We start from the raw sequence: 23,694 nt of genomic DNA on the forward strand, positions 1-23,694 counted from the left end.
CCGGATTGATTCTCGGCTATGTTCCGCTTTTCTGTTCTATGTTCTATTGTTGGCTTTGCAACATGTCCTTTATTTCTTATACCAATTTTTGTGGGTGCTTCCGTCCGATTTGACCCATTCGATGAAGTCGGGATATGTGTTGTATATCTTTACGCCCTCTGCAGGTATATTGAAATCTACGATGTTGGGGAGGTTGATTCCGAAGGGCATCAGTTGTATTTCCTCTTTATAGCGTGCAATATAATAGATTCCTGCTGAGGTGTTCGACACATCGTCCTGGGTATTGAAGAGCTTCATATCGGCTTTGTTGGTGGGCGGATAATTCACTAAGTGTACCTCTCTGTTTCTGTCGTTGACAAAAATGAACGGGTTGTAGGGAGGATTCACAGAGTTGTCTTTGGAAGAGATGTCTATCACTTCAGTGGTGACAGTGATTTTTTGTCCCAGCACTTTCTTGATATCGTTAAAAAGAGTGATGGTGGGGTGTGACTGTCCCGTTTCCATTTCCCAGCTGTCTGAACCGGTGACATTGATGCTCCTTACTTTGGACGGGTCGATATTGGAAAGTTGGTAACCGAATCCGCAAATGTAGCTCCCTCCATTGTGGATAGGGGTAAACTCATCCATAATTTTATATATCTTATCGTCCAGAGCACTTTTGTAGATGGTGGATTGGTATTCGACCACTACATCGTTCATGTCATAATCTCCTTCAGAGGGCCATTGGTCCTCATAGGTCAGTGTACCATAAACAGTATATTCCAGGTTGCTGGGCGGATCTACCGGAGGCAGTTCTGGTCCTTCAGGGTCAATGGCATTGGCTTCTGCTATCTTGACATAGAATGTGGCGTCACAGTAGTCGTAGTCTGTATTGTCTTCGAATCCGATGGCTACAATCTGGTTTGTTCCTCCATCGCGCAGGGCTACCACACGTTGTGCATTGTCACTGTTCATAGAACTGTAAGAAAAGCGGGTGTGACCGGTCTTCTTGATATTTCCGTTGTTAAAGCCCATTCCTTCCAGACACCAGCCTAGAGTAACGCCGGCAGGGAATTTATCTTCGAACTGCTGTGTACTTTCATTCCAATATTTCAGTTTCATTTCATGGCCGCAGAGTAGTCTGCCCGTTCCGCTTGACTTGCTGATGGGAGACGCATTAGGGAATGCAAGGATTTTCTGGACCGTACTTTCAGTAGGGACTTCGTTGGTCGGATAGGTGAAATATCCGATGGTATTGTTCCATCCGGCACCACTGCTAATGAATACAAGACTCACTTCCGTCGCTTTGGTGATTTTGATTTCGGATGTTGTGTTATTGTTGAGCCATTCCGGATGCATGACTTTTATTCCTTCTTTGGCCACCTTGGTATATGTTTTTTTGATGCTGTACAGAATTTCAGCCGGTGGCATACTCAAGATACTTTCTATATTGACTGGAAGACCATAAACATCCCAATCCGTACCCGGAATGAGTTTCCAATCGTCAGGATAGCTGTAGCCGCCTGCTGTCGTTGCCCTTGTCTTGGTTTGTAAGGATGCTATATATTCCGCCTGGTCAAAATTGATTTCTTCATTGGACACTGCTAACTTGACCGGAGAAACGGCACCGGGATAGTCACTGTAAATCCATATTTCCGTAATGTCGGAGGGGATGGTGATTTTCCCTGAGTACTGCCCTTTTTTGTCTGTGGAGGCTGCATAGATGGGGGAGAGCTTCTCATCTTTTATCCAAGAGTTGTTCTCTTCCTTCATGGGATTCTGATTGTAGAGCTCGAAAATAATGTAATAGTCGTTGGTGAAACCATAGTCGACGTTCAGTTTTACTTCTTTCGTCAGACTGAAATCGAATACCTCTGTGGGGTTCAACGGTGTATTCTTATCTCCTTGATACACGTCTTTTTCCATACAACTGCTGAATAGAGATATTGCCAGTAACAGAATGGAAGTTCTTTTGGTAAAGAAAATTTTATTCATACCTTTCATTTTTTGTTTGTTTGCTTGCTGTAATAGCCTTTAGTACAAATATATATATTTATTTGACATAGAAAGAAAATTTTCACTTGTTTCGACCTTCTTGGAGCTCTTTTATGAGAATAACGGTAACAACAACCTTAAATTGGAAGGGAAAGATGAAAGAAAAAAGAAAATCCTCCTTTGCCGGACAAAATATCCGGCAAAGGAGGATTTTGTATCATGTACTTTCATTTTACTTTTTCTTGGCTGTTGAAGTGGCCTTGGTTGTCGCTGCTTTCGTCGCCTTACTGGTTTTCGTTGTTGACTTGGCTGTGGCCTTGGTTGCCTTTGCAGTCCGCTTAGACTTGCCCGTATCCTTGTCGCTTTGCAGTTTCACAATTTCCAGACAAGCTTGAAGGTTCAGGTCTTGAGGGATGATGTCTTTAGGAATCTTGTAGTTGCTGCCTTTATAAGCGATGTAAGGGCCATAGCGTCCATTCAGGATTTCCAGTTCCGGTTCTTCCTCAAACTTCTTGATATGTTTTTGGGCTTCTGCTTCTTGTTTCTTTTGCAAAAGTTCAATAGCTTCTTCCAGCGTAACAGTCATCGGGTCCATTGTCTTGGGTAACGAGGCATACAAGCCGTTGTTCTGGATATAAGGTCCGAAACGTCCCGCACCTACGACTACATTCTTACCTTCGTACTTTCCGAGAGTACGGGGAAGTTTGAACAGCTCCAGCGCTTCTTCCAGCGTAATGGTCTCGATGGACATTTCTTTTTTTACCTGAGCGAAACGGGGCTTTTCCTCATCTTCGGCAGTACCTATCTGTGCTACTGGGCCGAAACGTCCGATTTTTACAGACACTTGCTTTCCGCTGACGGGGTCTGTTCCCAGAATCCGTTCGCCTGCCTTGTGGGCGGTTTTCGCGGCAAGTGTGTTTTCTACTGAAGGATGGAATTTTTTATAGAATGTTTTCAGAATGGCGGTCCATTGCTTGTCACCTTCGGCTATTTCGTCGAATTGCTTTTCGACGCTCGCAGTGAAGTTGTAGTCAAGGATGTCCGGGAAGTACTCTATCAGGAAGTCATTGACCACAATACCGGTGTCTGTCGGCATCAGTTTTGACTTTTCGGCTCCGGTGATTTCTGTATGGTTGTTGTCCGTTATTTCATTACCCTGCAGGTTAAGCACATTGTAGGTGCGTTCTTCACCTGCTTTTTCTCCTTTTATCACGTATTCGCGTTGCTGGATAGTGGAAATGGTAGGAGCATAGGTAGACGGACGTCCGATACCCAGTTCCTCCAATTTGCGCACAAGGCTTGCTTCCGTGTAGCGGGGAGGGTGTTGGGTGAAACGTTCGGTAGCAGTGATACCTTCATGTTCGAGCTTCTGTCCTTTTTTCAGAGGGGGCAGTAGGCGTGCCTCATCTTCCTGGGTTTCTACGTCATCATCGTATGATTCGCGGTAGACACGGAGGAAACCGTCGAATTTCACCACTTCGCCGGTTGCAGTGAAAGTCTCCGTCTCGTTGCTGATAGCAATGGTTACGGTTGTCTTTTCCACTTCGGCATCTGCCATCTGCGAGGCGATGGTACGTTTCCAGATGAGGTCGTACAGCTTTCTTTCCTGCGGGGTACCTTCTATCTTGGCATTCTCCATATAGGTGGGGCGGATAGCTTCGTGGGCTTCTTGCGCTCCTTTGGTCTTGGTGGCGAAGTGGCGGTTGTGTACGTAACGTTCGCCCATCAGGTTGGAGATGGTTTCACGGCTGGCGTTGACGGCAAGTTCGGAAAGGTTGACGGAGTCGGTACGCATGTAGGTTATCAATCCGGATTCGTACAGACGTTGCGCCACCATCATGGTCTGTGCCACGGTGAATCCCAGTTTGCGGGCAGCCTCCTGCTGCAAGGTAGAGGTGGTGAACGGGGCGGCGGGAGTTTTCTTCAGCGGACGGGTAGTGATGTCGCTGATGGTAAACGTAGCTGCTTTACAGCTCTCCAGCAATTTCCGGGCTTCTGCCTTTGTCTTGAGCCGGTGCGCCAGTTCGGCTTTCATTTCCACTGTTTTGCCGTCAGTGTCCGGAACGAGGAATACGGCGGTAACACGGTAGGATGCTTCGGTTTGGAATGCATGTATCTCGCGTTCGCGCTCTACAATGAGACGGACGGCTACGGACTGTACACGGCCTGCAGAAAGGGCAGGTTTCACTTTCTTCCACAATACCGGTGAAAGTTCAAAACCTACGATACGGTCCAGGATACGTCGGGCTTGCTGGGCATCGACCAGGTTGATGTCAATGTCACGGGGATTTTCTATCGCTTTCAGGATGGCACCTTTGGTGATTTCATGGAAGACGATACGTCTGGTGTGTTCCGGTTTCAGTTTCAGCACTTCGTACAAGTGCCATGCGATGGCTTCCCCTTCGCGGTCCTCATCGGAAGCCAGCCATACGGTTTCTGCCTGCTCGGCTTCTTCTTTCAGCTGGGTTACGAGTTTCTTTTTATCCGCCGGTATCTCGTAATGCGGTTTGAAGTCTTTGTCTACGTCAATACTGAATTCTTTTTTCTTTAAATCACGTATATGGCCGTAGCTGGAAAGGACTTTGAAATCTTTTCCAAGGAATTTCTCGATGGTTTTTGCTTTCGCCGGAGACTCGACTATGACAAGGTTTTTCTGCATAAATTTCTGTTTTTTAGTGACTCCCGCCACTGAATTCGCCCGCAAAAGTAGGAAAAAAAGATTCTTCCCACCTTATAATATAAGGAGAATTTAGCAAAAATGACCTTTTTTGTTCAAATTAGAGCTCCGGCTTGTGCTGCCCCTATTAAAAGAGGAAGCTTACTCCGCCTAAGAAACTGAGACCTTCTGAAGGGTATCCCCAGTAGTACTGGTAATCTTTGTTCAGCAAGTTGTTCACGCGCGCATACACGGAGATACCTTTGAAGAGTTCGTAACTGCCGTTTAGATAGAGATTGCTGACGGGGTCTGCCTTGTTGCCCTCCACGCCTTGGCGTGAGATGTGCTGATAGCCGATGCCGACAAGCAGTGGGGAGATGGGGCGTACCTTGAGATTGAGATTGCCTTCTACGGCCGGTTTGAAACTTACTACGACATCAGAACCGTCTGAGTCCGTTGTCCAATGGCGATAGACGGCATTGGCGGCGAGATAGAAAACATCCTTGTAGTTGTAGCTCAGGTCGGCTCCGGCGTAGAGGTTCTTGGTATCTTCTGTGAGGTAAACATTGCTTATCCCGTCGGACTTAACAGTCGGAGTGTCAATCAGGTCGTTTTTCAAATCTTGATACCCGCCGTATAGGTTGAACCACAATCCGCTGACCGGGCTTGCCTTGAAGCCGATGGCTGCGTTGAGCTGTTCGTAGGTATTGTCAAGCTGCTGGCTTGTAATGCCATAAGGCGTAATGGTTTCCAGACGGCGGAAATCGTTCTGTAGCCGTCCTCCCTTACCTTGTGCGTAGAGGATGTAGCTGTCCGAGAAGATGTATTGTATTTCTACGTCGGGAGCGGCGCGGAACTTCTTGCCGAAGCCGAAAGCCAGGTCGACGTGTGCGCCGAGACGTATTTTCCAGTCGTCATTCTGAAAGAGATAGTATGGATTGAAGTCTACGTCGGTGTGATTCTCGAAACGTCCGTCGCTGTAGAATGTATTGTCCATGGCAAAAGCCATGCCGATGGTCTGCTCATCGGAGATGGAACCGGTGACATCGGCTTTGGTACGCACGATATTTTCTTTGATATTGCTCACCATGAGGTCGTGTTGGCGCTGGTAGACCAACAAATTGGTTTCGGCACGGAATTGGAGAGGCATATCGTCGCTCGTGGAACTTACCCCGAAATGTACATCACCCGAAACGAATTTCTGCTTGTTGCTGACGAAGTCGGGCAGGAAGTTGAAATTGCTTTGGTTGAACTTTCCGGCAATATTCAAATCGACTTTGCTGAAGGCATGTACATAATCCATGGCAGCATGGGTACGGTAGTAGAATGAATTCCACTTCCCGCCATTATCCGGCAAGTCCAGTTTGCCATCCATGCCATCCATTGTGAATGTCAGGTTGAGGCGGTCTTTGAGGGATAAAGAGAAGAGGTAGTTGGCGCGTACATCGAGGTTACCGTAGTTACCGTATCCCAAGCGTACATATCCGGGCAGCGCTTTCGCCTGCGTCTCTTTTCCGGTATAGGCTTGCATGATACCTGCCGGGATATGGGTTGCCGGCATCAGGGTGGCGTCATATTCCACCGCCTTTTTGCTGACGGTAGGAGGTTCCACCTTGGGAAGCACGTTCACTTTGGAGGCATCCATGATGTCCGGATTATATTCTTGTTCCACGACTACCGTACGGTTCATGGTGGTGTCTTGGGGTTGTGTCTGGGCTTGTGCTCCCAAAGAGAGGGAGACAAGCATAGTTCCTGCGAGGATATATTGTATCTTTTTCATAATGTGCTATATTTCTTACTTTAATTTCTCCAGTCTTTCGTTAATCATGCTTGCTATATCGTCGTCGGCCTGGTAGTTCTGCTGCAGGCTCAATAGGTATTGGCGTGCATCGAGCTTCTTGTCCATGGCTACATATACATCAGACAGAAGGATGAAACTGCGTGCCAGCCAGTAGGCATGCGGTGTGCTCTGGTCGATGAAATTAAGGATTTCCTTTTCTGCAGGGGCATAATTACCGGCGTTGTACCATTGTAATGCCACCAGATATTTGGCTTCGGCTCCATAAAGGGTACGGGTGTCTTTGGCCAGCAGCTGAAGGTCATCCATTGCCTTCTTGTCGGCTTTCTGGTTGAGGTATGCCTTGGCACGGTAGTACAACGCCTCGTTCCGGAGCTCCGGAGACAGCTTGGCTTCGGCAAGCAAGGCTGTGGCGGCGTTGATGACTTCCGCATCATCATGCATCAGTGCTCCACAGCGCAGTACACCGATAGCGCCAAGCTGGCGGCGCTCTGCCGTGGTGGCTTTGGCCTGCAATTTCTTGTAGTCGGCCAATGCCAGGGCATATTGCTGGCGGTTGAACAGAATTTCTCCATGCATCAGCAAAGCCTCTTCAGAATATGGGTTATCGGGGTATTCCAGCAGTTTTCCGGCATGTTCCAATACCGCCTCGTCATCTTTCTGCTCTTTGCCTATGACGCAGAGGTAGTAGTGTGCATTCAGGCTGAAAGCGCCTCCCGGATAACTTTGCAGATAGCGGGTGAAGCTCTCTTTGGCAGGTGCGGCTTCGCCTTTCATATATACTTTTTCGGCAGCGATGTAAGTCAGCGAGTCTTGCTCACTGGGTTCGAAGCGGATTTCGCCCGGCATCTGGGCGGCGAGGGCGGCAAACTCGTCCACGCGGTTGGCATCTACGTAGATGGACTTCAAGTCGCGCATGGCAAGGCGGGCTTCCTCGCTTCCGGGATATTGGGTGACCACATGCTTGTAGGCTTCTATGGCACGGTCATAGTCATCGTTCTGGTAGTAAAGCAGACCGATTTCGGCGGCGGCTTTACGGCTGACGGGACTCTCGGGATACTTGCCGAGCAATTCGCGGAAGGCGGCGATAGCTTGGGGGCTGTTGTTGCTCTGTACGTAGGAGCGCCCTTTTTCGTAAAGGGCATTGATGGCATAAGGCGAATTGGGATATTTGACGGCAAGGCGGTCCAGTAAAGTAACCTTTCCGGAATAGTCTTTTTGCAGGCCGGCTACAAGGGCCAGCTGATAGTAAGAGTAGTCTCCGGCAGGTGTTCCCAGACTTTCTGCTTTTGTATAGTATTGCTTGGCCTCGTCGAAGCGGCGGACGTGCAGGTTGCAGTCACCGATACGGTTGTAGGCATCTGCCAATGCGGTCGGGTTTTCGCCTTTCTCCAGTTGGACAAAGTTGCGGAAACGGTTCTCTGCCGTCGAATAGTCTTTCTGGTGGAAAGCGATGTAGCCCAGGTTATAGTAGGCAAGGGCAAACATTTCCGTATCCCTCTGCCGGGTGAGTGACAGATATTCGTTGAAATTGCGGGCGGCTTCTCTCATCCGGTTCAGGCGGTAATAAGACTCGCCGAGCCAGTAGAGGGCGTCTGCCTTGGTCTGGAGGTTGTATTGTCCCAGCGTGACGCTTTGGTTGAAGTAACCGATGGCTTGCTCGAACTGTGTGTTGGCAAAAGACTGGGTCCCGAGTTGGAACAGAATCTTCTGCTTGGCTTCCAGAATGGCTTTGCTGGGATGGGAGATGCGGTCGATGGATTTGAGTGCGGCATCGTAGCTGCGTGTATTCATGTACACTTCCACCAGGTAGTTGCTGACTTTCTCGGCATAAGGAGAGTTTGGAAATTCGTTCAGGAATTTCTCAAAGACGGTCACCGATTCGCCGAAAGCGGAATAGGAGGTCTCGTGAATGCATAAGGCGTAGTTATAGGCGGCTTGTTCCTTGATTTTCGGGTCGGCATTGGAAGCGGCAGCCTGCTCGAAGGCCATACGTGCCTTGGTCTTGTCGGCCAGTTGCAGGTAAGCCAGTCCCATGTGCAGGTAGGCATTTTGGGAGAGAGCGTCGTTCTCGGTAGTCACTTCGCCAAGGATGGCAGGAACTTGAGAATACACGCCGCATTGATAATAGGACATACCCAGCATGTAGAGGGCATCTCTTCTATGAGTGGCAGATTCGGCATTGTGCTCCAGGTATTGCTCGAAGGACTTTATGGCTTCGTGGTATTTCCCGAAATGGTATTCGGCTGTACCGAGGATGCGGTTCAGCTCTGCCGTGTGCGTGTAGCTCAGACCGTCGGGGTGGGTTGACAAGGCATTTTGCGCTACAATTTCCGCCTTGTCGTACTGTTTCTTCAGCAAGTAGATTTCGGCGATGTAATAGGGGACCAGGTTCTTGTACTTGGCATTGTCCTGCAGAGGCAGGAAACCGCTGAGCGCTTCGTCATACCGTCCTTGGATATATCGGATATAAGAGATGTAGTAAGCACAGTCCGCTGCATATTTCCTGCTGGTGCTGCGCAGGGTCTCGAACCAGATGGCTGCTTCCTTTACATTGCCCGTCTTCAGATAGCAGGTGGCAAGGCGGTAGGTCATGTCGTCACGCTCCTCGGTACCCAGAAGGTCGAGGCGGGCGGAGTTGAACATGGCGAGGGCATCGTCATAATTGCCTTCGAAGAAATAGGAGGAGGCGATTAATGCATAGATGCGGTTGGCATGGGGAGTATCGGGATATTCGTCCAGGAAGGCACGGAGCAGGTCTATGCTTTTGGGGTCTCTGAGTTCGTATGCGGCGCATACCAGCATGTATTCCGCTTCCTGTCGCTCGCCCGTGTCGGGCAGAGGCTTGCCGTCTGCATTCATCTGGCGTACATAGGCTTGCAACGGGGAGATGGCGGCGGCATAGGCCTTTTGTTGGAACAACGTCTGTCCTTCCTGGTAGAGTCGCTTGGGAGAAGTACTCTTCTCGCTTGTTTGTGCTGAGGCGAGTAAAGGTGCGCAACAGAGTGCTGTGCACAATATTCGGGAGATTTTATGTTTCATTTTCTTTTGTTAGAATAGGTATTTTACAAAAATACGGGTTTTAACCCGGAAATGTTACACTTGTTTGGCTTTTTTAGGATATATACCATAATAGGAACGAATAATCATTCGCTTTTGTTCTTCCGTATGTCTTCCAGGAAGATACCCACTCCTTTGCGGATGGAGCCGAGCCCGAACTCTTCCGTACGGATATCTTTTAAGGGGAGGAAGAAGAGGTCTGCCGCGTCGTCCATCGCCTTGAAGTGCAAGGTGTCCTCCACCGTACAACGGAAAAACATATCCAGCGTGTGTACGGGGAAGCCGGAATAGATGTAGATGTTGGGCAGGGAGAAGAGATATTCGGCCTTTGCCACCTTCATGCCGGTTTCTTCTCTTACTTCGCGGGCAACGCCTTCCTCACCGGTCTCGGTCATGTCGATGAAGCCTCCGGGGAGGTCCAGCGTCCCTTTGGCAGGCTCTTTGGCGCGGCGGCACACCAGCAGCTCGTCGCGCTCGTTCAGTATCAAGGCGACGGTGGCAGAAGAGGGGTTGAAGTAGTAGACGAAACCGCAGTCGGCGCACTGCTTCGACTTCTCGTTATGAACTTCGAAATGGGCTGAACCGCATTTCGGACAATATTTGAATTGCGAAAGTGGATGTTCCATGATATTTTAGCCTTTGTCCGGGGGACAAAGATAATGGAAACCAGGTGTAGAATGAAAGGAACAGAGTGAATTTTTCGTATCTTTGGCGACTATAAAACCATATCGGATGAAAGATTTTGCTGCCATTGATTTTGAAACGGCCAACGAACAGCGTACCAGCGTTTGTAGTGTAGGAGTGGTTATCGTACGTGATGGAGAGATTGTGGACCATTATTATAACCTCATCCGTCCCGAACCGGAGTATTACACTTATTGGAATACCCGCGTGCATGGTCTGACGTTGGCAGATACCCGGGATGCTCCTATCTTTCCCGTTGTGTGGCAGGAAATAGCTCCACGCATTGAAGGCTTGCCATTGGTAGCGCACAACAAGGCCTTTGATGAAAGCTGCCTGAAAGCTGTTTTCCGTACTTACTGCATGGATTATCCGGATTATGAGTTTCATTGTACTTTGCAGACATCACGTCGCGTCCTGAAAGGATTGCCCAACTATCAGTTGCACACAGTGGCAGCTTGTTGTGGCTACCAACTGGAGCAACACCACCATGCATTGGCGGATGCGGAGGCTTGTGCATGGATAGCCAAACAAGTCATATAAAGGAGGAAGTTCATGTGGAATCCCGCTCCGTAGCTGTTTATAAAGCCAATCGTAATCCTATGCTTGCGTCATGATACACTTGGCTATTGTTGTTTCTACATGAAACACGGCATCTTCGTGGTGATGATAAATAGCATCCGCCTCGTAGACTCCGGTTTGAGCCATATTCATAGAAAGAGGAACACCATTCTTGAATGTTTCCGCTCATGTCATACAATCCCAATTCATTCGGTCTTTTTAAAGCCACGGGATGGGTGTGATGTTCACTGTTCCCATCATACCATGCAACTTCATCAATAGAATTTGAACCGGCGTATTTATACCCTTTGCTTTGATTTCCTCCTCGTGCCGCATACTCCCATTCTTCTTCGGTTGGAAGACGGAACTTGCGTCCGGTAACATTGTTTAGTCTTTGAATAAAATCTATGCAGTCAATCCATGATATATTCTCGATAGGAAGATTCTCCTCTTTGGATTCCGATTGATAGTTTCCCATAATCGCATTCCATAATTTCCGGGTAACAGTGGTTTCTCCCAAGTAGAAGTTCTGTATATCCACTCTTTTGTTGCTTTTTTCGTCACTATAGGCTTCGTGCTCTTGTTCTGAAGTAGCTCCCATCATGAAAGTTCCTGCTTCAACGAAACACATTTTGAATAAAATTCCTTTTACGTCAATTGATAGATATTGGTGGTCTGTCCTTTTTTGTATAACCGTGTTTTCCTTAGAAGAAGATGTACCGTCTTGAGGATGTTCATGAGGCTCCATTGCTATCAGGGACAGAAATTCCGTAATAGATTGTGGCCTTTGTTTGCGTGCTGGAGCCATACACTTTTCTATTGCAGTTGCTATTCTGGGGGCTATATAATCTGGAATTGTTAATCCTTCGTCTACAATGTCAGAAGCTTCGGGCGGTGTTTCTCCTGTCAGTAACTTATACATGGTAGCGCCTAATGAATAAATGTCTGTACTGGGCATGAACATGCTTGTACCACCTTGTCTATATTGTTCTATGGGGGCATAACCTTTACTGATTCCTGTAGGAGTGGTGCTCGTTTGACTTCCGTCTATATCATATCGTTTGGAAATTCCGAAATCTATTAATACGGCATCTTCCTCACCTCTGAGCAGAATGTTGGAAGGTTTGATGTCTAAGTGTAAAATCTTCTTTTGATGGATATACTGTAATGCTTTAGCTGTTTGGCAGATGTAGTTTAATGCTACCGCGGTGTCTAACTTCCCTTGCTTCTGTATTAACCTGTCCAAAGAGTCTCCGTCAATATATTCCATTACATAATATGCAGTTGCATTTTCCTCAAAAATGTCATGAATGCGGATGATATGCGGATTGTCCATCTGGGCAATGGTTTGAGCTTCTTTTATGAATTTTATTCGGAAACGGTCCACTATATCTCGACTACCTTGTGAGCCCAGAAGAACTTTGGAAGTAGTCTCTTCGCGTTCACAGTATTCTTTCATAAAGAACTCTTTAATGGCGACAGATCGGTTCAGTCCCGTCTGAAGCCCTAAGTAAGTAATGCCAAAACCACCTTGGCCAAGTACTTTTTCTATTTTATATTTGCCTCCTTGCAGAGATGTTTCCGGTAGTAGCTGCATATTCTTGGATTATTCTTGTAATATAGTGTTTTCTATTTGGTGATTTGTCTTGGAATGCTCTTTCTCCCCCTTTATAGCTTTCAACAGAACGAAAGAAGCGGCGTAGATAACGATAAAAAGTAATATGGCGAATGCAAGAATCTTGACAATCGGCAGCCTGCGCTTTTGTCTCTTATCCTCTTTAGTTTCAGCGCTCTTTTTCCCCTCTCTTTCGATTGTCCTTGTTCCAGCAGTCATGACACGGTTGTCCGGAACGGATTCTATAGGACTTTCTTCTTTGCCTTTTGCTTCTTTTGTATAATTATCCGGAATTAAGTCTAAAATATGAATAAGAAATGCAGAATGATTATCCCGGTTGTTTTCACTGACCTTGGTCAGGATTTGTATTTTTTCATCATCTGTTGTGTCAGGGTCAGAGAGGATATTCAGCAAGTCACTATCGTCAGTTTCCTCTAACATGCCATCCGAGCACATGAAGAAATAGTCACCGGGGCGGATGTCTGTAATATGTTTTATGTCTGCTTTAGGACGTCTTTCCAGGTTGGGTTGCATGGCACGGGTAATGACATTCTTCTGCTTTGAGGTTTTCATCTCTTCAAGGGTGATTTCACCGATGTCATATAGGTCGTTTATCAACGAGTGATCTCTTGTGTGGAAAATGTATCTTTCAGAAGGTCGGATATGATAGATGCGGCTGTCACCGATATGGGCAAGCAGGCATCCGCCACTATGAAATTTCAGAAGAGTCATGGTGGTCCCCATCTTTTTGGCGGCACCATTATCCTTTTGGTCTAATGAATCATAGGCTGCATTGAGCGCCTCGTTAAATTGCTCGTCTGTGAAAGCCCCTTCCGGTGAAGTTTGTGACAAGATGTATTCACTCATCGTTTGGCATACTGTCTGGCTGGCAACCTCACCCGACTCATGACCACCCATTCCATCGCATACGATAAACAGGCGGTCTTCTGCCGTTACTTCACCTGATACGGGGAAGATGGAATCTTCCTGATTGCTCCGTTGTCCCAGTTCGTAGATAGCTAAGGGGTTTAAAACATATTTCATATCCAATTTTGTTTTAGGTTTAAATGATTGTATCATCTTCAGAAAGAAGTATGAATTTCAATGTCGTATTCGACATTTTTATGATTTCACCTCCATGCAGTATGATACGGTCGCCATTTTCAATTAATCCAGAATTGATATAAGTGGCATTTTTGTTTTGAGCATTCGAAAAATAGTGTATATAACCACCGGTTTTCAGTTTGCGTACCTCAATAATGGAATGTGAACGGCTCATTGTAAGGTCATCTGTATCAATCTGTACAGTGGCGTTTGATGTTTGTGCCTTTCGTCCGATTGTATTTATTCCTAGGGATAAAGTATATATATGACTTGTGCCAATTTTCTGAAGTTTGCCGATACTCTGATTTTTTGAATGGTCAATGTGGGTTTCATCTCCCATGGTGGTGTCATCATTTTCATTTGGTGGAGTATATTGTTGTTTGGGAACTTTGTAGTCAATGTACTTTGATGCCTTTTTGCATACTGGGCATGGAATACTCTTGGTTTCCAGGCCTGCTATCTTTTTTATAGTCAGAACGGCACCGCAGTTCGGACACTTGATTCTTAATAATTCTGATTCCATTTGTTCTATTCTATTATTGTTACCATATCATTACCGGCATAGAATCGCTGAACTTACCCCACATGACAGGGTGCTGCTTGTCCCTTGACAGCTTTTTTACCCCTTGGCTGACAAATTCGAAAAGCTCTTTAGCTGTGATGATCCGATCACGGTTTATGTCGGCTCCGCCTCGTAGTCCCCGTTGCAGGCATGTTGTGAAGAACCCGTTTTTCATGGAAGGAGACTCTATAGAGACTTCATTTTCACGGGAAGAAAGGAACAGCATTACTTTTAACGAAGAGGGGGATATATTCGATGAGTTTCTACGTGGTTCTCTCATCTTTCCAGAGAAACATGCATCTGCAAATATCATTTTGTTCTTGGCTGCACTTTTTGCCATTGTTTTCTTGATGTCTTGATAAGTAATCATTGCATCATAGCCCACAAATCCACCTTTATATCCATGACCACTAAAAAAAAGGACAATGATGTCTTTGGCTGAGGCTTTATTGAAAATTCGCGTCATACTGCTTAATACATTACTTCGGGTGGCTTGTGCATTGGTTAATAATATTGTTTCTGCTTTCTGATTTTTCTGATATATCCATTGTATGGTCTCTGCATCTTTGGCAGGCAATGTTAAATCATTCTCTGTGCCGGGATAGTCTGCAATGCCTACGGAAACTAAATATATATTCTGTGCCAGGCTTTGCAGGCTAAACAAGCATATGCATATCAGTGAAAATAATATCCGCTTCATTCTCATCTTGTCCGTTGATTAGGCAAATCCGCTGGAGTCAGCATCATTAATATAATCAGGCATATCTGCCAGATAATCATCCGAGGGTATTGCATCCATCTGCTGCTGCAAATCGGCAACTTCCAGTCCTTGGTCTTGTATGTTGTAGACTTCATTTTCGCTGATTACTCCATCTCCATTTACATCGGCTCCCATCAGGTCGAAAGTGCCGTTATGATCCACATCTACCACATAAACTTCTTGTCCGTTTATTTCCAGTTGTCCGATGGTAACCATCGAGCCGTCATCCATGGTTTCATCACTGATTCCTACAATCTGAACTTCATCTTCAACGTGTGCATTTTCATGTTCCACATTGACTATTTCCGGTTCTTCCGTTGCATGATGTTCCGCTACATTATGGCTCTCTTCTGTAGCGTGTTCTGCTGTCTCGTGATTTCCCGAACCACTTGCTCCATAGGAAACGCGGCTTCCGAATTCTGCCCGCTGTTCTGGTGTCATGTCACTCCATTCATTGGCGTAATATGTACCGTATACGCCACCGTGCCATTCAAAGACTCCTCCCGGTCCTACCTCCTGGCGCGCTGCTGCAAAGGCTTCGCTGAAAGACATATCGTCACTGACTGTTGCAACCGGTAACCCTTCTACAGAGATGTGTGAGTCTGGAGAAACGGGAGTAGAGCCATGGCTTGTTGCTGACTGGCTGCCGTGGCTGGGAGCGTCACTGTCATTGGCGGCACTGGAAGAGCTGGTGAAAAAGGTACTGGCGGCACCTAATAAAATTCCAGATATGCCACCTATTGTTACATGTTTCCATGAACTGTCTTTTTTCGCAGGCTGTTCCTTTGAGGTGCTCTGGTTGTTGTTCGGCAATGTTTCTTCGTTGTCGTTCTGTTGCTGGTTAAGAATGGTGTCTTCTGAGTTCATAAGGCTGATATTTTTTAGTATTAATAATGTCTTTTCATATAGAAAACAGCTGACTGTCTTCTACAATGGTATCATCACTGTATATAGCATTGTCCAGCAAAGGAATATCCATCGTTTCTCCTGCTACCCAGTCCATGACGTCTTGCATATCTGATTGAAAGATATCTCCTTCGTCTGGATATTCAATGTCTTCGATGACAATTTCATCATTCTCCGTACTGGCCATGTCTATCGCTTCACTTTCAGCCGGAGAAAGAGGGTCTATGGTGTAGGCTATGTCTGCAGTGACGGGATCTGATATTTCTATAGATACAGTTTCTGGTTGTATCATCTCATCAGTGCTGCTTTCCTCTACAATTTCCAGTGTCTCGTTGTCTTCATTAGAGTCAGTTTCCCATGCTCTTGTTGAATAAGCTGCTGCTGCAAAAGCCGCTCCTCCTATTGCTGCTCCCGTGCTTGCGGCTACTCCAAGATTCTTAGCGTATTCTGATTCTGAGACTTTTAACTGCTTCTTTTCCATAACCAATGTTTTCTTTTATGTTTCAAAGATATTGATTTGAAATGATAACCTATATAAGGATTTGTGTATATTACATGAAATGCGGTGATTCTTGTATGAAATAACCGTATAGGTGGTCATTCTCAAGCTGATGAGGTCGTTTTATTCATCAAAGAATGTTTTTGCTGTAGAAGTGACGTGGTTCTTGACTTTGCTGATGGGTATCACAAAGGAGGGAGCGCCTGCTGCGTAACTGGCAATTTCATAGGGAGCATACGAGAAGAAAACACCATCTTTTGTAATCCATGGGTCTGTTTCGGGCAGAGGGAGGTTGTTGATATTGTATAATTCGTTGTTCAGTTGAAGGTTGTCCATCAGCTCGTCATCGGTCACTACCCCGAAATATTTTTTCAAACCAGCTTTTATGTCGTTTTGTATCGCATAAGGGCGCATAATCATGTCTTTTGAGAATTTTTTCCCATCAATTTTCCGAAAGGTGACACCTACGGCAAAACCATATCCATGAGCGCCACCGGCATATGCGTAGCAGTCTTTGATATATGTGATGATTTTGCTTGTCTCATTGGCTTTTTTTATATCTGTGGTTGAATAACCGTCTTCTTCATTGTTGTCTAACCCTTTCGTATAATATGCAAAGAATGTCGCACCGTCGTTCAAGTCGCCGTCGTAAGTTCCTCCAAGTTCTTCATTAATCCACTCTCTGATGTTTTGTAACAATATGGCATTACCTGAAGTGGGATAGTCTATATTCAGCTTGTTGGTACCGGTAGAGGAATCTACCTCTTTGGAGTACCTTTTTGTCTTCAAGTCATTATTTGACGGTGCTTCGTTTAATGGTTCTTCATAGGGTATGGGCATATTATCCTCTGTAACGACATCAGGCATATTTACTGCACTGCTTTGATTCATGACATAAATAACACCAATCACTGCAGCTACTAATAAGGCTATAAGAAGTGTTTTGCCAACTATGGAAGATCGTTTCTTATCTTTCTCCTTTTCAACAGTACCGGAGAAAATTGTTTCTTCTGGAGCGGCTTTTCTTTCATGTATTATCGTAATGAATTGTTGTACCGAAGCCGGGCGGCTTTCTTTTATTGGTTGCATGGCAGTTCTGATTGCCTTGTCAATCCAGGGAGATATGGTAGAGGGTAATTGTGGGAGTCCATGTTGTGATATGTCTATAGCACTGGGTGGCGTTTGCCCTGAAATCATTTTCAGCAGAGTAGCTCCAAGAGCATAAATATCCGATTGTGGTGAGAAATTGTTTACGCCGCCTGTATTGTACTGCTCCAAGGGGGAGTATCCATGGCTGATACCAACTGGAGTGGTTGTTGTACCGTCACCAGTTTCAGGATCATACTGCTTCGATACGCCAAAGTCAATTAAAACAGTTCTATGCTCCTTTTCATCTATCATTATATTGCCAGGCTTGACGTCTAAATGGTTTATATGGCGCTCATGGAGATAGCTTAAGGCTTGTCCGATACTATCAATGATGGAAATGGCTTCCGTCTCATCAATTTTCCCTTTGGCATTAATTTCTTGTGCCAACGATTTTCCAATGATATATTCCATGCTATAGTAGGAAGTGTCATTCTCCTGAAATACGTCAAGCACTCGTATAATATTCTTGTGATTGAGGTCTGAGATAATCTTAGCCTCTTTTAGAAATTTCTTTTGAAACTTCTCTACAAATTTTTTCTTACTGGTTGTTGGCACTGTTACTGTGCCCGACACATTGTCACGCTCACAATATTCTTTAAAGAAAAACTCCTTTATAGCGACTTTTTTGTCGGTTAGCGTTTGGGTGGCCAAATAGGTGATGCCGAACCCTCCTTGTCCTAAGACTGTTTCTATTTTATATTTTCCTCCTTGCAGAAGAGTTCCGTTTTGTAATTGCATAATCTATAAGATTTATTGATGTGTTATATGGTTGATTGCGAGTAGTAGTATGATTGTTGCAGAAAATAAAATCGCATGAAGCTTCTTTCGAGGTGATAACCAAAATATGAGCAAGTCTGGTAAGATGACAAGGCTTGTTATGGTGATAATTCCTCCTACTCCTATGTTGGGTCCAATTATTAGCATTAGAGTCATGACTCCAGCAAAGATGGCCATAAAGCTTTCTTTTGCTATGCTTATGACCTTTGCTCCCTCTTCAGGGGGCGTTTTATTAGAAACTACTGTGAGAACAGTTTCGTTGAAAGAAGGAATTTGGGAAGTGATGGCCCTTTGAAGCCTTGAGAACATGCCATGCCAGTTTTTGGGCAATTCATCGGTGCGTAATTCATCTAAAGCCTCATACTCCACCTTTATATCTGCATAGGATTTTTTTGTAGAGAAGAGGGAGAATCGCATGCGGTAAAAAATATCTGGTGCATTATCCACTTCATAATTGAATGAGTCATAAGCTGTTTGTAAACTTAACTCTCGTAGGTTTGATAATAGTTTTTTGAATTTTTGAGAGGTATATGGATAAGTATAAGTCTGTATCTTGGTTTTTGGTATAGTGAATGCTTTTACGGTAAGTGCAATAGAGTTTGCGGTGATTATAATATCTGTAGAAAAATTTCTATCACTTCCCATGAATAACTTTTCTAATGATAGGGTTATTTTGTTTGTTTCCGGCAAAACTATCAATGAACTATCTTCAATAAGAGTGGTGTCTTCTGCATGACTTCCTTCAATTTCCTGGATAAAAGTTTCTACAGTTTGTGTTCTTGCATTCTTTTCTGGTTTCATTGCATGCCGTATGGCAGTAATGGTCTTGTTACTGATGTTTCTTTCTTGCAATTCGGCTTCCGGAAAGCCATAGTTCATAATATTAGAAGCATTGGGAGGCGTTTTTCCGGTCAATGTTTTAAATAATGTAGCTCCTAAGGCATAAATATCGATTGTTATAGGAAAACCTTCTCCATCGCGATAACAGCTTTGTTCAATTGGGGCATAGCCTGGGGTGCCATATCCGATGGCAGTACTTGTTTCAGGTTCTCCTTGTGAATTGTATTGTTTGGAAAGACCGAAATCGATTAATACTATAGAACCATCTTTACGCCGCATTATATTCTTCGGTTTTAGATCAAGATGCAACATCCTATTGTTATGCATGAATTGCAGTGCTTCCCCTATTTGACGGATGCATGTCAAAGCTTCTGATTCGGAGAGACCGTTTTCTGCTTTTATATAAGAATCAAAACTCCCGCCTTCTAAATATTCCATTACGTAATAGCAAGTATTGTTTGCTTCAAAAGCTTCCAGGATGTCTACAATATGTGGATGTTTGAGTTTTGAAAGATTCTTGGCTTCCCGAAGGAATTTTGTTTTATATTCTTTAAAAGCCTTTTCATTGGAACAAGTTACAGTAGTGCCCTCCCTACCATTGAAATTCTTCTGAAAAAATTCTTTTATGGCTACTTGTGTATGGGTATTTAGGCAACCTAACTCTCCTTGAAGTTGTATTGAAGCAAGATAGGCTATACCGGAAGACCCCTGGCCTAAAATACCTTCAATCTTGTAATTGTAGGAATTACCAGATAGAATAGTACCTTTTCTTAATGATTGTTGAGTTCCTTGCATATTAACTTTGAATTTTGTTTTAAATGTTGGTCACTTTGAAACGGGACGGACAGAACATCCAAGATAGCGAAGGGTGAAGCTTAGCTGATATTGGGTGTTGCTGAAAGAAAGGTAGTTTGAATATCCCGTGGAGTATAAAGTCCCTGACCAATAATAGCCAAAGTTTTTTTGACTGCCAATGTTAGTGCCATAGCGTTGACCTACTGCTGGTAAGAAAATGTAATTTCCACTGGGGCCTGTTATCATATACCCATTGCTCCCTTTATATGAAGTCCATTTCCATGAACATTTCTCGCATAATTCCAACACTTCATTTTTTGTGGGTAAACGCCAGTTTTCTCCCCATTTAATGTGAGCTATATCATAATTGGTGCCGCATATATTGGAGGGTGGATTGTTGTTGGGATAATCAGTATTATTTGTAGATGTATTGTTTCCTGTTGGGTCTGCCCAGCCATATAAGCCTCCATAATCTTCCGGAGAACTTGCACCTACATTCCAACTTGCCCATTTTACACTTAATCCTAAATCAATTGGTTGGGCCGGAAGATTAGGGATTGGATTTTCTATTGCAACTGCTGTATCAGAGTTCTGAGCAGGCACATTGTAGCTTGTTTTGTTTATTACAAAAATAGAGGTTACCAACAATATTAATATTGCAATAAACCATATTTCCCGGTTTGAAAGATGATTGGCTCGTTTGGGAGGAATGTTGGGTGAACCCGGTTCTTCTTCTGCCTTTGGGGAGATAGAGGGAATTATAGTTGTTTCAGATTCTTCTTCATTATACTGCATTGATGGCTTATTGTTATTAGTCAATAACGATAAAAATTCATCAATGCTTTGTGGACGGTCTCTACGGCGCGGTTGCATGGCTTTCTCAATTGTATCGGCCGTTGATTGGGATATACTCGGTGGAAGTGGAGGAAGCCCGTCGTCATTCACATCACTGGCATCAGGTGGAGTCTCATTTGTCAAGAGCTTGTATAAAGTTGCTCCCAAAGAATAGATATCTGTTGCAGGAGAAAAGGTGCTGACGCCTCCTTGCTTATATTGCTCCATTGGAGCATACCCGGCACTGATGCCTATAGGGGTTGTACTGGTTTGATGCCCTTCACCGTCATAGCGTTTGGATAGTCCAAAGTCTATAAGGGTGGCGTTGTTATTATTGTCTAACAATACATTCCCTGGCTTTATGTCAAGGTGGTTCATTTGGTGCTGATGAATAAACTTTAAGGCATCAGCCAGCTGGTAGATATAATGGAGGGCCTCAGACTCTCTGACTGCTCCATTCCTTTTTAGATATTCTGCAAGAGAGCCATTTCCCATGTATTCCATTACATAGTAGGCTGTCCCATTTTCTTCGAACACATCAATGATACGAATGATGTGAGGATGATTCAGCCCGGCTATCATCCGGGCTTCCTTTACGAACTTCTGGCGGAAACGTGCTACTAATTCTTGACTGCCTTGTGAACCGACTGATACATGGGAAGTTGCAACGTCACGGTTGCAATGTTCCTTCATGAAGAATTCTTTAATAGCTACCTTGCGTTCTAAGGCCACTTGTGTGGCAAGATAGGTGATGCCAAAGCCGCCTTGTCCCAAGACTGTTTCTATTTTATATTTTCCTCCTTGGAGGAGAGTGCCGGATTGTAATTGCATAGCTTTTTATTTTGGTGGAAATTGAAATGGTAATCTATATACAGATAGCGATTCTTGTATGAAATAATCGTATAGAAGGAAGTACCTGCTATCTCTACGCGAACTCTATTACTCATTCTCAAGTTTGCGTAGATTTTTTTTGGCAGTTTCACTTCCTTGTTCTGCAGCTTTTCGATACCATTTTATTGCTTCTGCCTTGTTCTTAGGAATACCGGGTTTTCCATATTCGTATATTAGCCCTAAATTAAAAGATGCACTAGCATTGCCTTGTTCTATTGCCATTTTATACCACTTTACTGCTTCCAAGGCATTTTCTTTCTCGTATATATCTCCTAGTTGTTTTAAGGCTTCAGCATCCCCTCTCTCTGCAGCCATTTTATACCATTTTATAGCTTCTGGGTCTTTTTTTCTGGCTCCATTGGAATATATCTCTCCTAATTTTTTTTGGGCTTTGATATCTCCTTGTTCTGCAGCTTTCTTATACCACTTTATAGCTTCGTCTATATCTTCTGGAATGCCTACCTTGTAGAAAAACATATTGCCTAGTCTATACTGTGCATCCACATTTTCTTGTTCTGCCGCTTTCTTATACCATTTTGCAGCTTCTACCCTATTTTGAGAAATACCTTGCCCATAATCGTACATATATCCCAATTTATATTGGGCACTTGCAATGCCTTGTTCTGCTGCTTTTTGATACCATTTTATTGCTTCCGAATAATTTCGCGTAACATTAAGTCCCGTATAATACAAGTTCCCCAGTTCATTTTGGGCTTTTGCATTTCCTTGATTTGCTGCTTTTTGATACCATTTTTCAGCTTCAGTAGCATTCTTTGCGACATCCCGACCAAGAAAGTACATTCTTCCTAACTCATATTGGGCCTCTGTATTCCCTTGCTCTGCTGCTTTGGCTGTTTCCTTAAAACCGTTCTTTTTCTTTGGAGGCATATTGGCACTCATGGCACTCAGGTTTGCTGTTTCGGTGTTTTGTTGCGCAGGGCGTTCTACATTCCCGGTCGCTGCATTTTCTTTTACATGAGAATTCGGGTTTATATTTTCAGCAGATGTGCCTGCATGTACTGTTACTGATGATGCGTTATCCGGTTCAGAATTTGTTACAGTGTCTGTTGCGGACAGCCATTCTGTTTCTGTATCTGTATCGGAGTTGGAACCTGTTCTGGAAGTAATATAGGCTATAATTCCTCCAATAGACAGAACAGCTATTAGGACAAGAATAATATATTTTTGATTTTTGGGGTGGGGCTGGGAAGATATGTCGTCACCTGAAGGCATAGTCTGTTCTTCATTGGCGGATGTTTGGATAACCGTAGCTTCCTCCAGCGTTATTCCTATATCTTCTTTGGGAGTTGTTTCCGTATTCTTATTTTCCAATATACTTAAAAATGCGGCTACACTTTGCGGTCTGTCTTTTTTCATAGCCGACATGACTTTTGCGATACTGGCTATTAACGAATCGCTTACTTGACGTTTTTGTAGCTCATATGCAGGAAAACCGTCATTCAATATTTCTGAAGCCTCTGGTGGACGGATTCCCGTCAACATCTTATACATAGTTGCACCAAGCGCATACACGTCCATCGTTGCCGGGAAGTCTTTACCTTCATGATAATTACTCTGTTCTATCGGTGCATATCCGGGTGTGCCGCTTCCCACTGTAGTGCTTGTTTCCGGTTTCCCGTTTTCATCATATTGCTTGGACAAGCCAAAATCGATAAGTACGGCTTCCTGATTCTTACGGAGCATAATATTTCCAGGTTTCAAGTCCAGATGAAGCATCTTATGAGCGTGCATGTAAGATAGAGCGTCTCCTATCTGTTTGGCATACATAATGCTTTCTGCTTCCGTCAAGCCTTTTTGTTGTGTGATGTATGTATCCAGATTTCCTCCATCTACATATTCCATGGCGTAGTAGACTGTGTTGTTGGCCTCGAAGTATTCCAGCACTTTAACGATATGGGGATGGTTCAGCTTACTCAGGTTTTCGGCTTCGCGCGAAAACTTCTTTTTGTAGTCATAATAGACCCCTCCTCTGCTTCCACAAGTAACAGTATTTTCTTCTCGTCCATTGATGTCTTTCATGAAGAACTCCTTGATGGCAACTTGTATGGTTGTTTCGAGTTCACCCAATGCTCCGGAAACTTTGACTTGGGTCATAGCCAAGTAGGTGATGCCGAAAGAGCCTTGACCCAATATCTTTTCTATGGTATAGGTATGTGATTTACCATATAAAATGGTATTTTGTTTAAGTGCATAATTATTTATATTACTCAT

16 protein-coding genes are annotated in these 23,694 nt (G+C 44.5%); 1 reads left to right on the forward strand and 15 read right to left on the reverse strand.

Features of this window, described 5'->3' with window-relative positions; translation table 11 throughout:
* Positions 1-69: 69 nt before the first annotated feature.
* From DW800_RS04980 to DW800_RS05000, 5 genes are all read right to left on the reverse strand, one after another.
* Positions 70-1,974: an LruC domain-containing protein gene (locus DW800_RS04980; RefSeq protein WP_117703834.1), complete on the reverse strand. Its 1,905-nt coding sequence runs from the start codon at positions 1,972-1,974 to the stop codon at positions 70-72.
* Positions 1,975-2,206: 232 nt separating this feature from the next.
* A complete protein-coding gene (topA, locus tag DW800_RS04985) occupies positions 2,207-4,633 on the reverse strand; it encodes a type I DNA topoisomerase (protein ID WP_119957841.1) in 2,427 nt (808 codons plus the stop codon).
* Positions 4,634-4,778: 145 nt separating this feature from the next.
* Entirely contained in the window at positions 4,779-6,410 is a 1,632-nt protein-coding gene (locus DW800_RS04990) for a TonB-dependent receptor (RefSeq protein WP_119957842.1), read from the reverse strand.
* 15 nt (positions 6,411-6,425) lie between these two features.
* Positions 6,426-9,470 (reverse strand): tetratricopeptide repeat protein, encoded by a 3,045-nt coding sequence (locus DW800_RS04995; protein WP_119957843.1) that lies wholly within the window; start codon positions 9,468-9,470, stop codon positions 6,426-6,428.
* 104 nt (positions 9,471-9,574) lie between these two features.
* Positions 9,575-10,114 (reverse strand): NUDIX domain-containing protein, encoded by a 540-nt coding sequence (locus tag DW800_RS05000; RefSeq protein WP_119957844.1) that lies wholly within the window; start codon positions 10,112-10,114, stop codon positions 9,575-9,577.
* Positions 10,115-10,220: 106 nt separating this feature from the next.
* On the opposite strand from DW800_RS05000, the gene DW800_RS05005 reads away from it, so the two are divergent.
* Positions 10,221-10,712, forward strand: a complete 492-nt coding sequence (locus DW800_RS05005) for a 3'-5' exonuclease (protein WP_009037635.1) — start codon at positions 10,221-10,223, stop codon at positions 10,710-10,712.
* Positions 10,713-10,749: 37 nt separating this feature from the next.
* Here the strand turns inward: DW800_RS05005 and DW800_RS05010 are convergent, their stop codons facing one another.
* The 10 genes from DW800_RS05010 to DW800_RS05055 all read right to left on the reverse strand — a co-directional run bounded on the left by DW800_RS05010 (position 10,750) and on the right by DW800_RS05055 (position 23,694).
* The gene (locus DW800_RS05010; protein WP_009037636.1) at positions 10,750-12,327 is read right to left on the reverse strand and encodes a bifunctional serine/threonine-protein kinase/formylglycine-generating enzyme family protein; all 1,578 of its coding nucleotides are present in this window, start codon (positions 12,325-12,327) and stop codon (positions 10,750-10,752) included.
* A gap of 9 nt (positions 12,328-12,336) precedes the next feature.
* Positions 12,337-13,389, reverse strand: a complete 1,053-nt coding sequence (locus tag DW800_RS05015) for a PP2C family protein-serine/threonine phosphatase (protein ID WP_009037637.1) — start codon at positions 13,387-13,389, stop codon at positions 12,337-12,339.
* A gap of 19 nt (positions 13,390-13,408) precedes the next feature.
* Positions 13,409-13,972: an FHA domain-containing protein gene (locus tag DW800_RS05020; RefSeq protein WP_009037638.1), complete on the reverse strand. Its 564-nt coding sequence runs from the start codon at positions 13,970-13,972 to the stop codon at positions 13,409-13,411.
* Positions 13,973-13,991: 19 nt separating this feature from the next.
* Positions 13,992-14,711 carry a caspase domain-containing protein gene (locus tag DW800_RS05025; protein ID WP_243634904.1) on the reverse strand — a complete coding sequence of 240 codons (720 nt, stop codon included), beginning with the start codon at positions 14,709-14,711 and terminating at the stop codon, positions 13,992-13,994.
* 18 nt (positions 14,712-14,729) lie between these two features.
* Positions 14,730-15,638, reverse strand: a complete 909-nt coding sequence (locus DW800_RS05030; protein WP_009037640.1) for a hypothetical protein — start codon at positions 15,636-15,638, stop codon at positions 14,730-14,732.
* 34 nt (positions 15,639-15,672) lie between these two features.
* Positions 15,673-16,158, reverse strand: a complete 486-nt coding sequence (locus DW800_RS05035; protein WP_009037641.1) for a hypothetical protein — start codon at positions 16,156-16,158, stop codon at positions 15,673-15,675.
* 141 nt (positions 16,159-16,299) lie between these two features.
* On the reverse strand, positions 16,300-18,063 hold the full coding sequence (locus DW800_RS05040; protein WP_009037642.1) for a protein kinase domain-containing protein: 1,764 nt from the start codon (positions 18,061-18,063) through the stop codon (positions 16,300-16,302).
* 12 nt (positions 18,064-18,075) lie between these two features.
* Positions 18,076-19,737 (reverse strand): serine/threonine-protein kinase, encoded by a 1,662-nt coding sequence (locus DW800_RS05045; protein ID WP_009037643.1) that lies wholly within the window; start codon positions 19,735-19,737, stop codon positions 18,076-18,078.
* Positions 19,738-19,767: 30 nt separating this feature from the next.
* Complete coding sequence (locus DW800_RS05050) at positions 19,768-21,402, reverse strand: serine/threonine protein kinase (RefSeq protein WP_009037644.1); 1,635 nt, start codon at positions 21,400-21,402, stop codon at positions 19,768-19,770.
* A 108-nt stretch (positions 21,403-21,510) separates the two neighbouring features.
* The gene (locus DW800_RS05055; RefSeq protein ID WP_119957846.1) at positions 21,511-23,694 is read right to left on the reverse strand and encodes a serine/threonine-protein kinase; all 2,184 of its coding nucleotides are present in this window, start codon (positions 23,692-23,694) and stop codon (positions 21,511-21,513) included.

Source organism: Bacteroides sp. AM32-11AC, from assembly GCF_003603515.1.
GTDB classification, from domain to species: Bacteria; Bacteroidota; Bacteroidia; order Bacteroidales; family Bacteroidaceae; genus Bacteroides; species Bacteroides uniformis.

What these genes read in the sequence shown, in the direction of transcription:
- DW800_RS05040 (WP_009037642.1), bottom strand. Translation starts at nt 18,063, where the DNA reads ATGCAATTACAAAACGGAACTCTTCTGCAAGGAGGAAAATATAAAATA.
- DW800_RS04990 (WP_119957842.1), bottom strand. Translation starts at nt 6,410, where the DNA reads ATGAAAAAGATACAATATATCCTCGCAGGAACTATGCTTGTCTCCCTC.
- DW800_RS05035 (WP_009037641.1), bottom strand. Translation starts at nt 16,158, where the DNA reads ATGGAAAAGAAGCAGTTAAAAGTCTCAGAATCAGAATACGCTAAGAAT.
- DW800_RS05050 (WP_009037644.1), bottom strand. Translation starts at nt 21,402, where the DNA reads ATGCAATTACAATCCGGCACTCTCCTCCAAGGAGGAAAATATAAAATA.
- DW800_RS05020 (WP_009037638.1), bottom strand. Translation starts at nt 13,972, where the DNA reads ATGGAATCAGAATTATTAAGAATCAAGTGTCCGAACTGCGGTGCCGTT.
- DW800_RS05005 (WP_009037635.1), top strand. Translation starts at nt 10,221, where the DNA reads ATGAAAGATTTTGCTGCCATTGATTTTGAAACGGCCAACGAACAGCGT.
- DW800_RS04995 (WP_119957843.1), bottom strand. Translation starts at nt 9,470, where the DNA reads ATGAAACATAAAATCTCCCGAATATTGTGCACAGCACTCTGTTGCGCA.
- DW800_RS05015 (WP_009037637.1), bottom strand. Translation starts at nt 13,389, where the DNA reads ATGAAATATGTTTTAAACCCCTTAGCTATCTACGAACTGGGACAACGG.
- DW800_RS05055 (WP_119957846.1), bottom strand. Translation starts at nt 23,694, where the DNA reads ATGAGTAATATAAATAATTATGCACTTAAACAAAATACCATTTTATAT.
- DW800_RS05010 (WP_009037636.1), bottom strand. Translation starts at nt 12,327, where the DNA reads ATGCAGCTACTACCGGAAACATCTCTGCAAGGAGGCAAATATAAAATA.
- DW800_RS05030 (WP_009037640.1), bottom strand. Translation starts at nt 15,638, where the DNA reads ATGAACTCAGAAGACACCATTCTTAACCAGCAACAGAACGACAACGAA.
- DW800_RS05045 (WP_009037643.1), bottom strand. Translation starts at nt 19,737, where the DNA reads ATGCAAGGAACTCAACAATCATTAAGAAAAGGTACTATTCTATCTGGT.
- DW800_RS05025 (WP_243634904.1), bottom strand. Translation starts at nt 14,711, where the DNA reads ATGAAGCGGATATTATTTTCACTGATATGCATATGCTTGTTTAGCCTG.
- topA (WP_119957841.1), bottom strand. Translation starts at nt 4,633, where the DNA reads ATGCAGAAAAACCTTGTCATAGTCGAGTCTCCGGCGAAAGCAAAAACC.
- DW800_RS05000 (WP_119957844.1), bottom strand. Translation starts at nt 10,114, where the DNA reads ATGGAACATCCACTTTCGCAATTCAAATATTGTCCGAAATGCGGTTCA.
- DW800_RS04980 (WP_117703834.1), bottom strand. Translation starts at nt 1,974, where the DNA reads ATGAATAAAATTTTCTTTACCAAAAGAACTTCCATTCTGTTACTGGCA.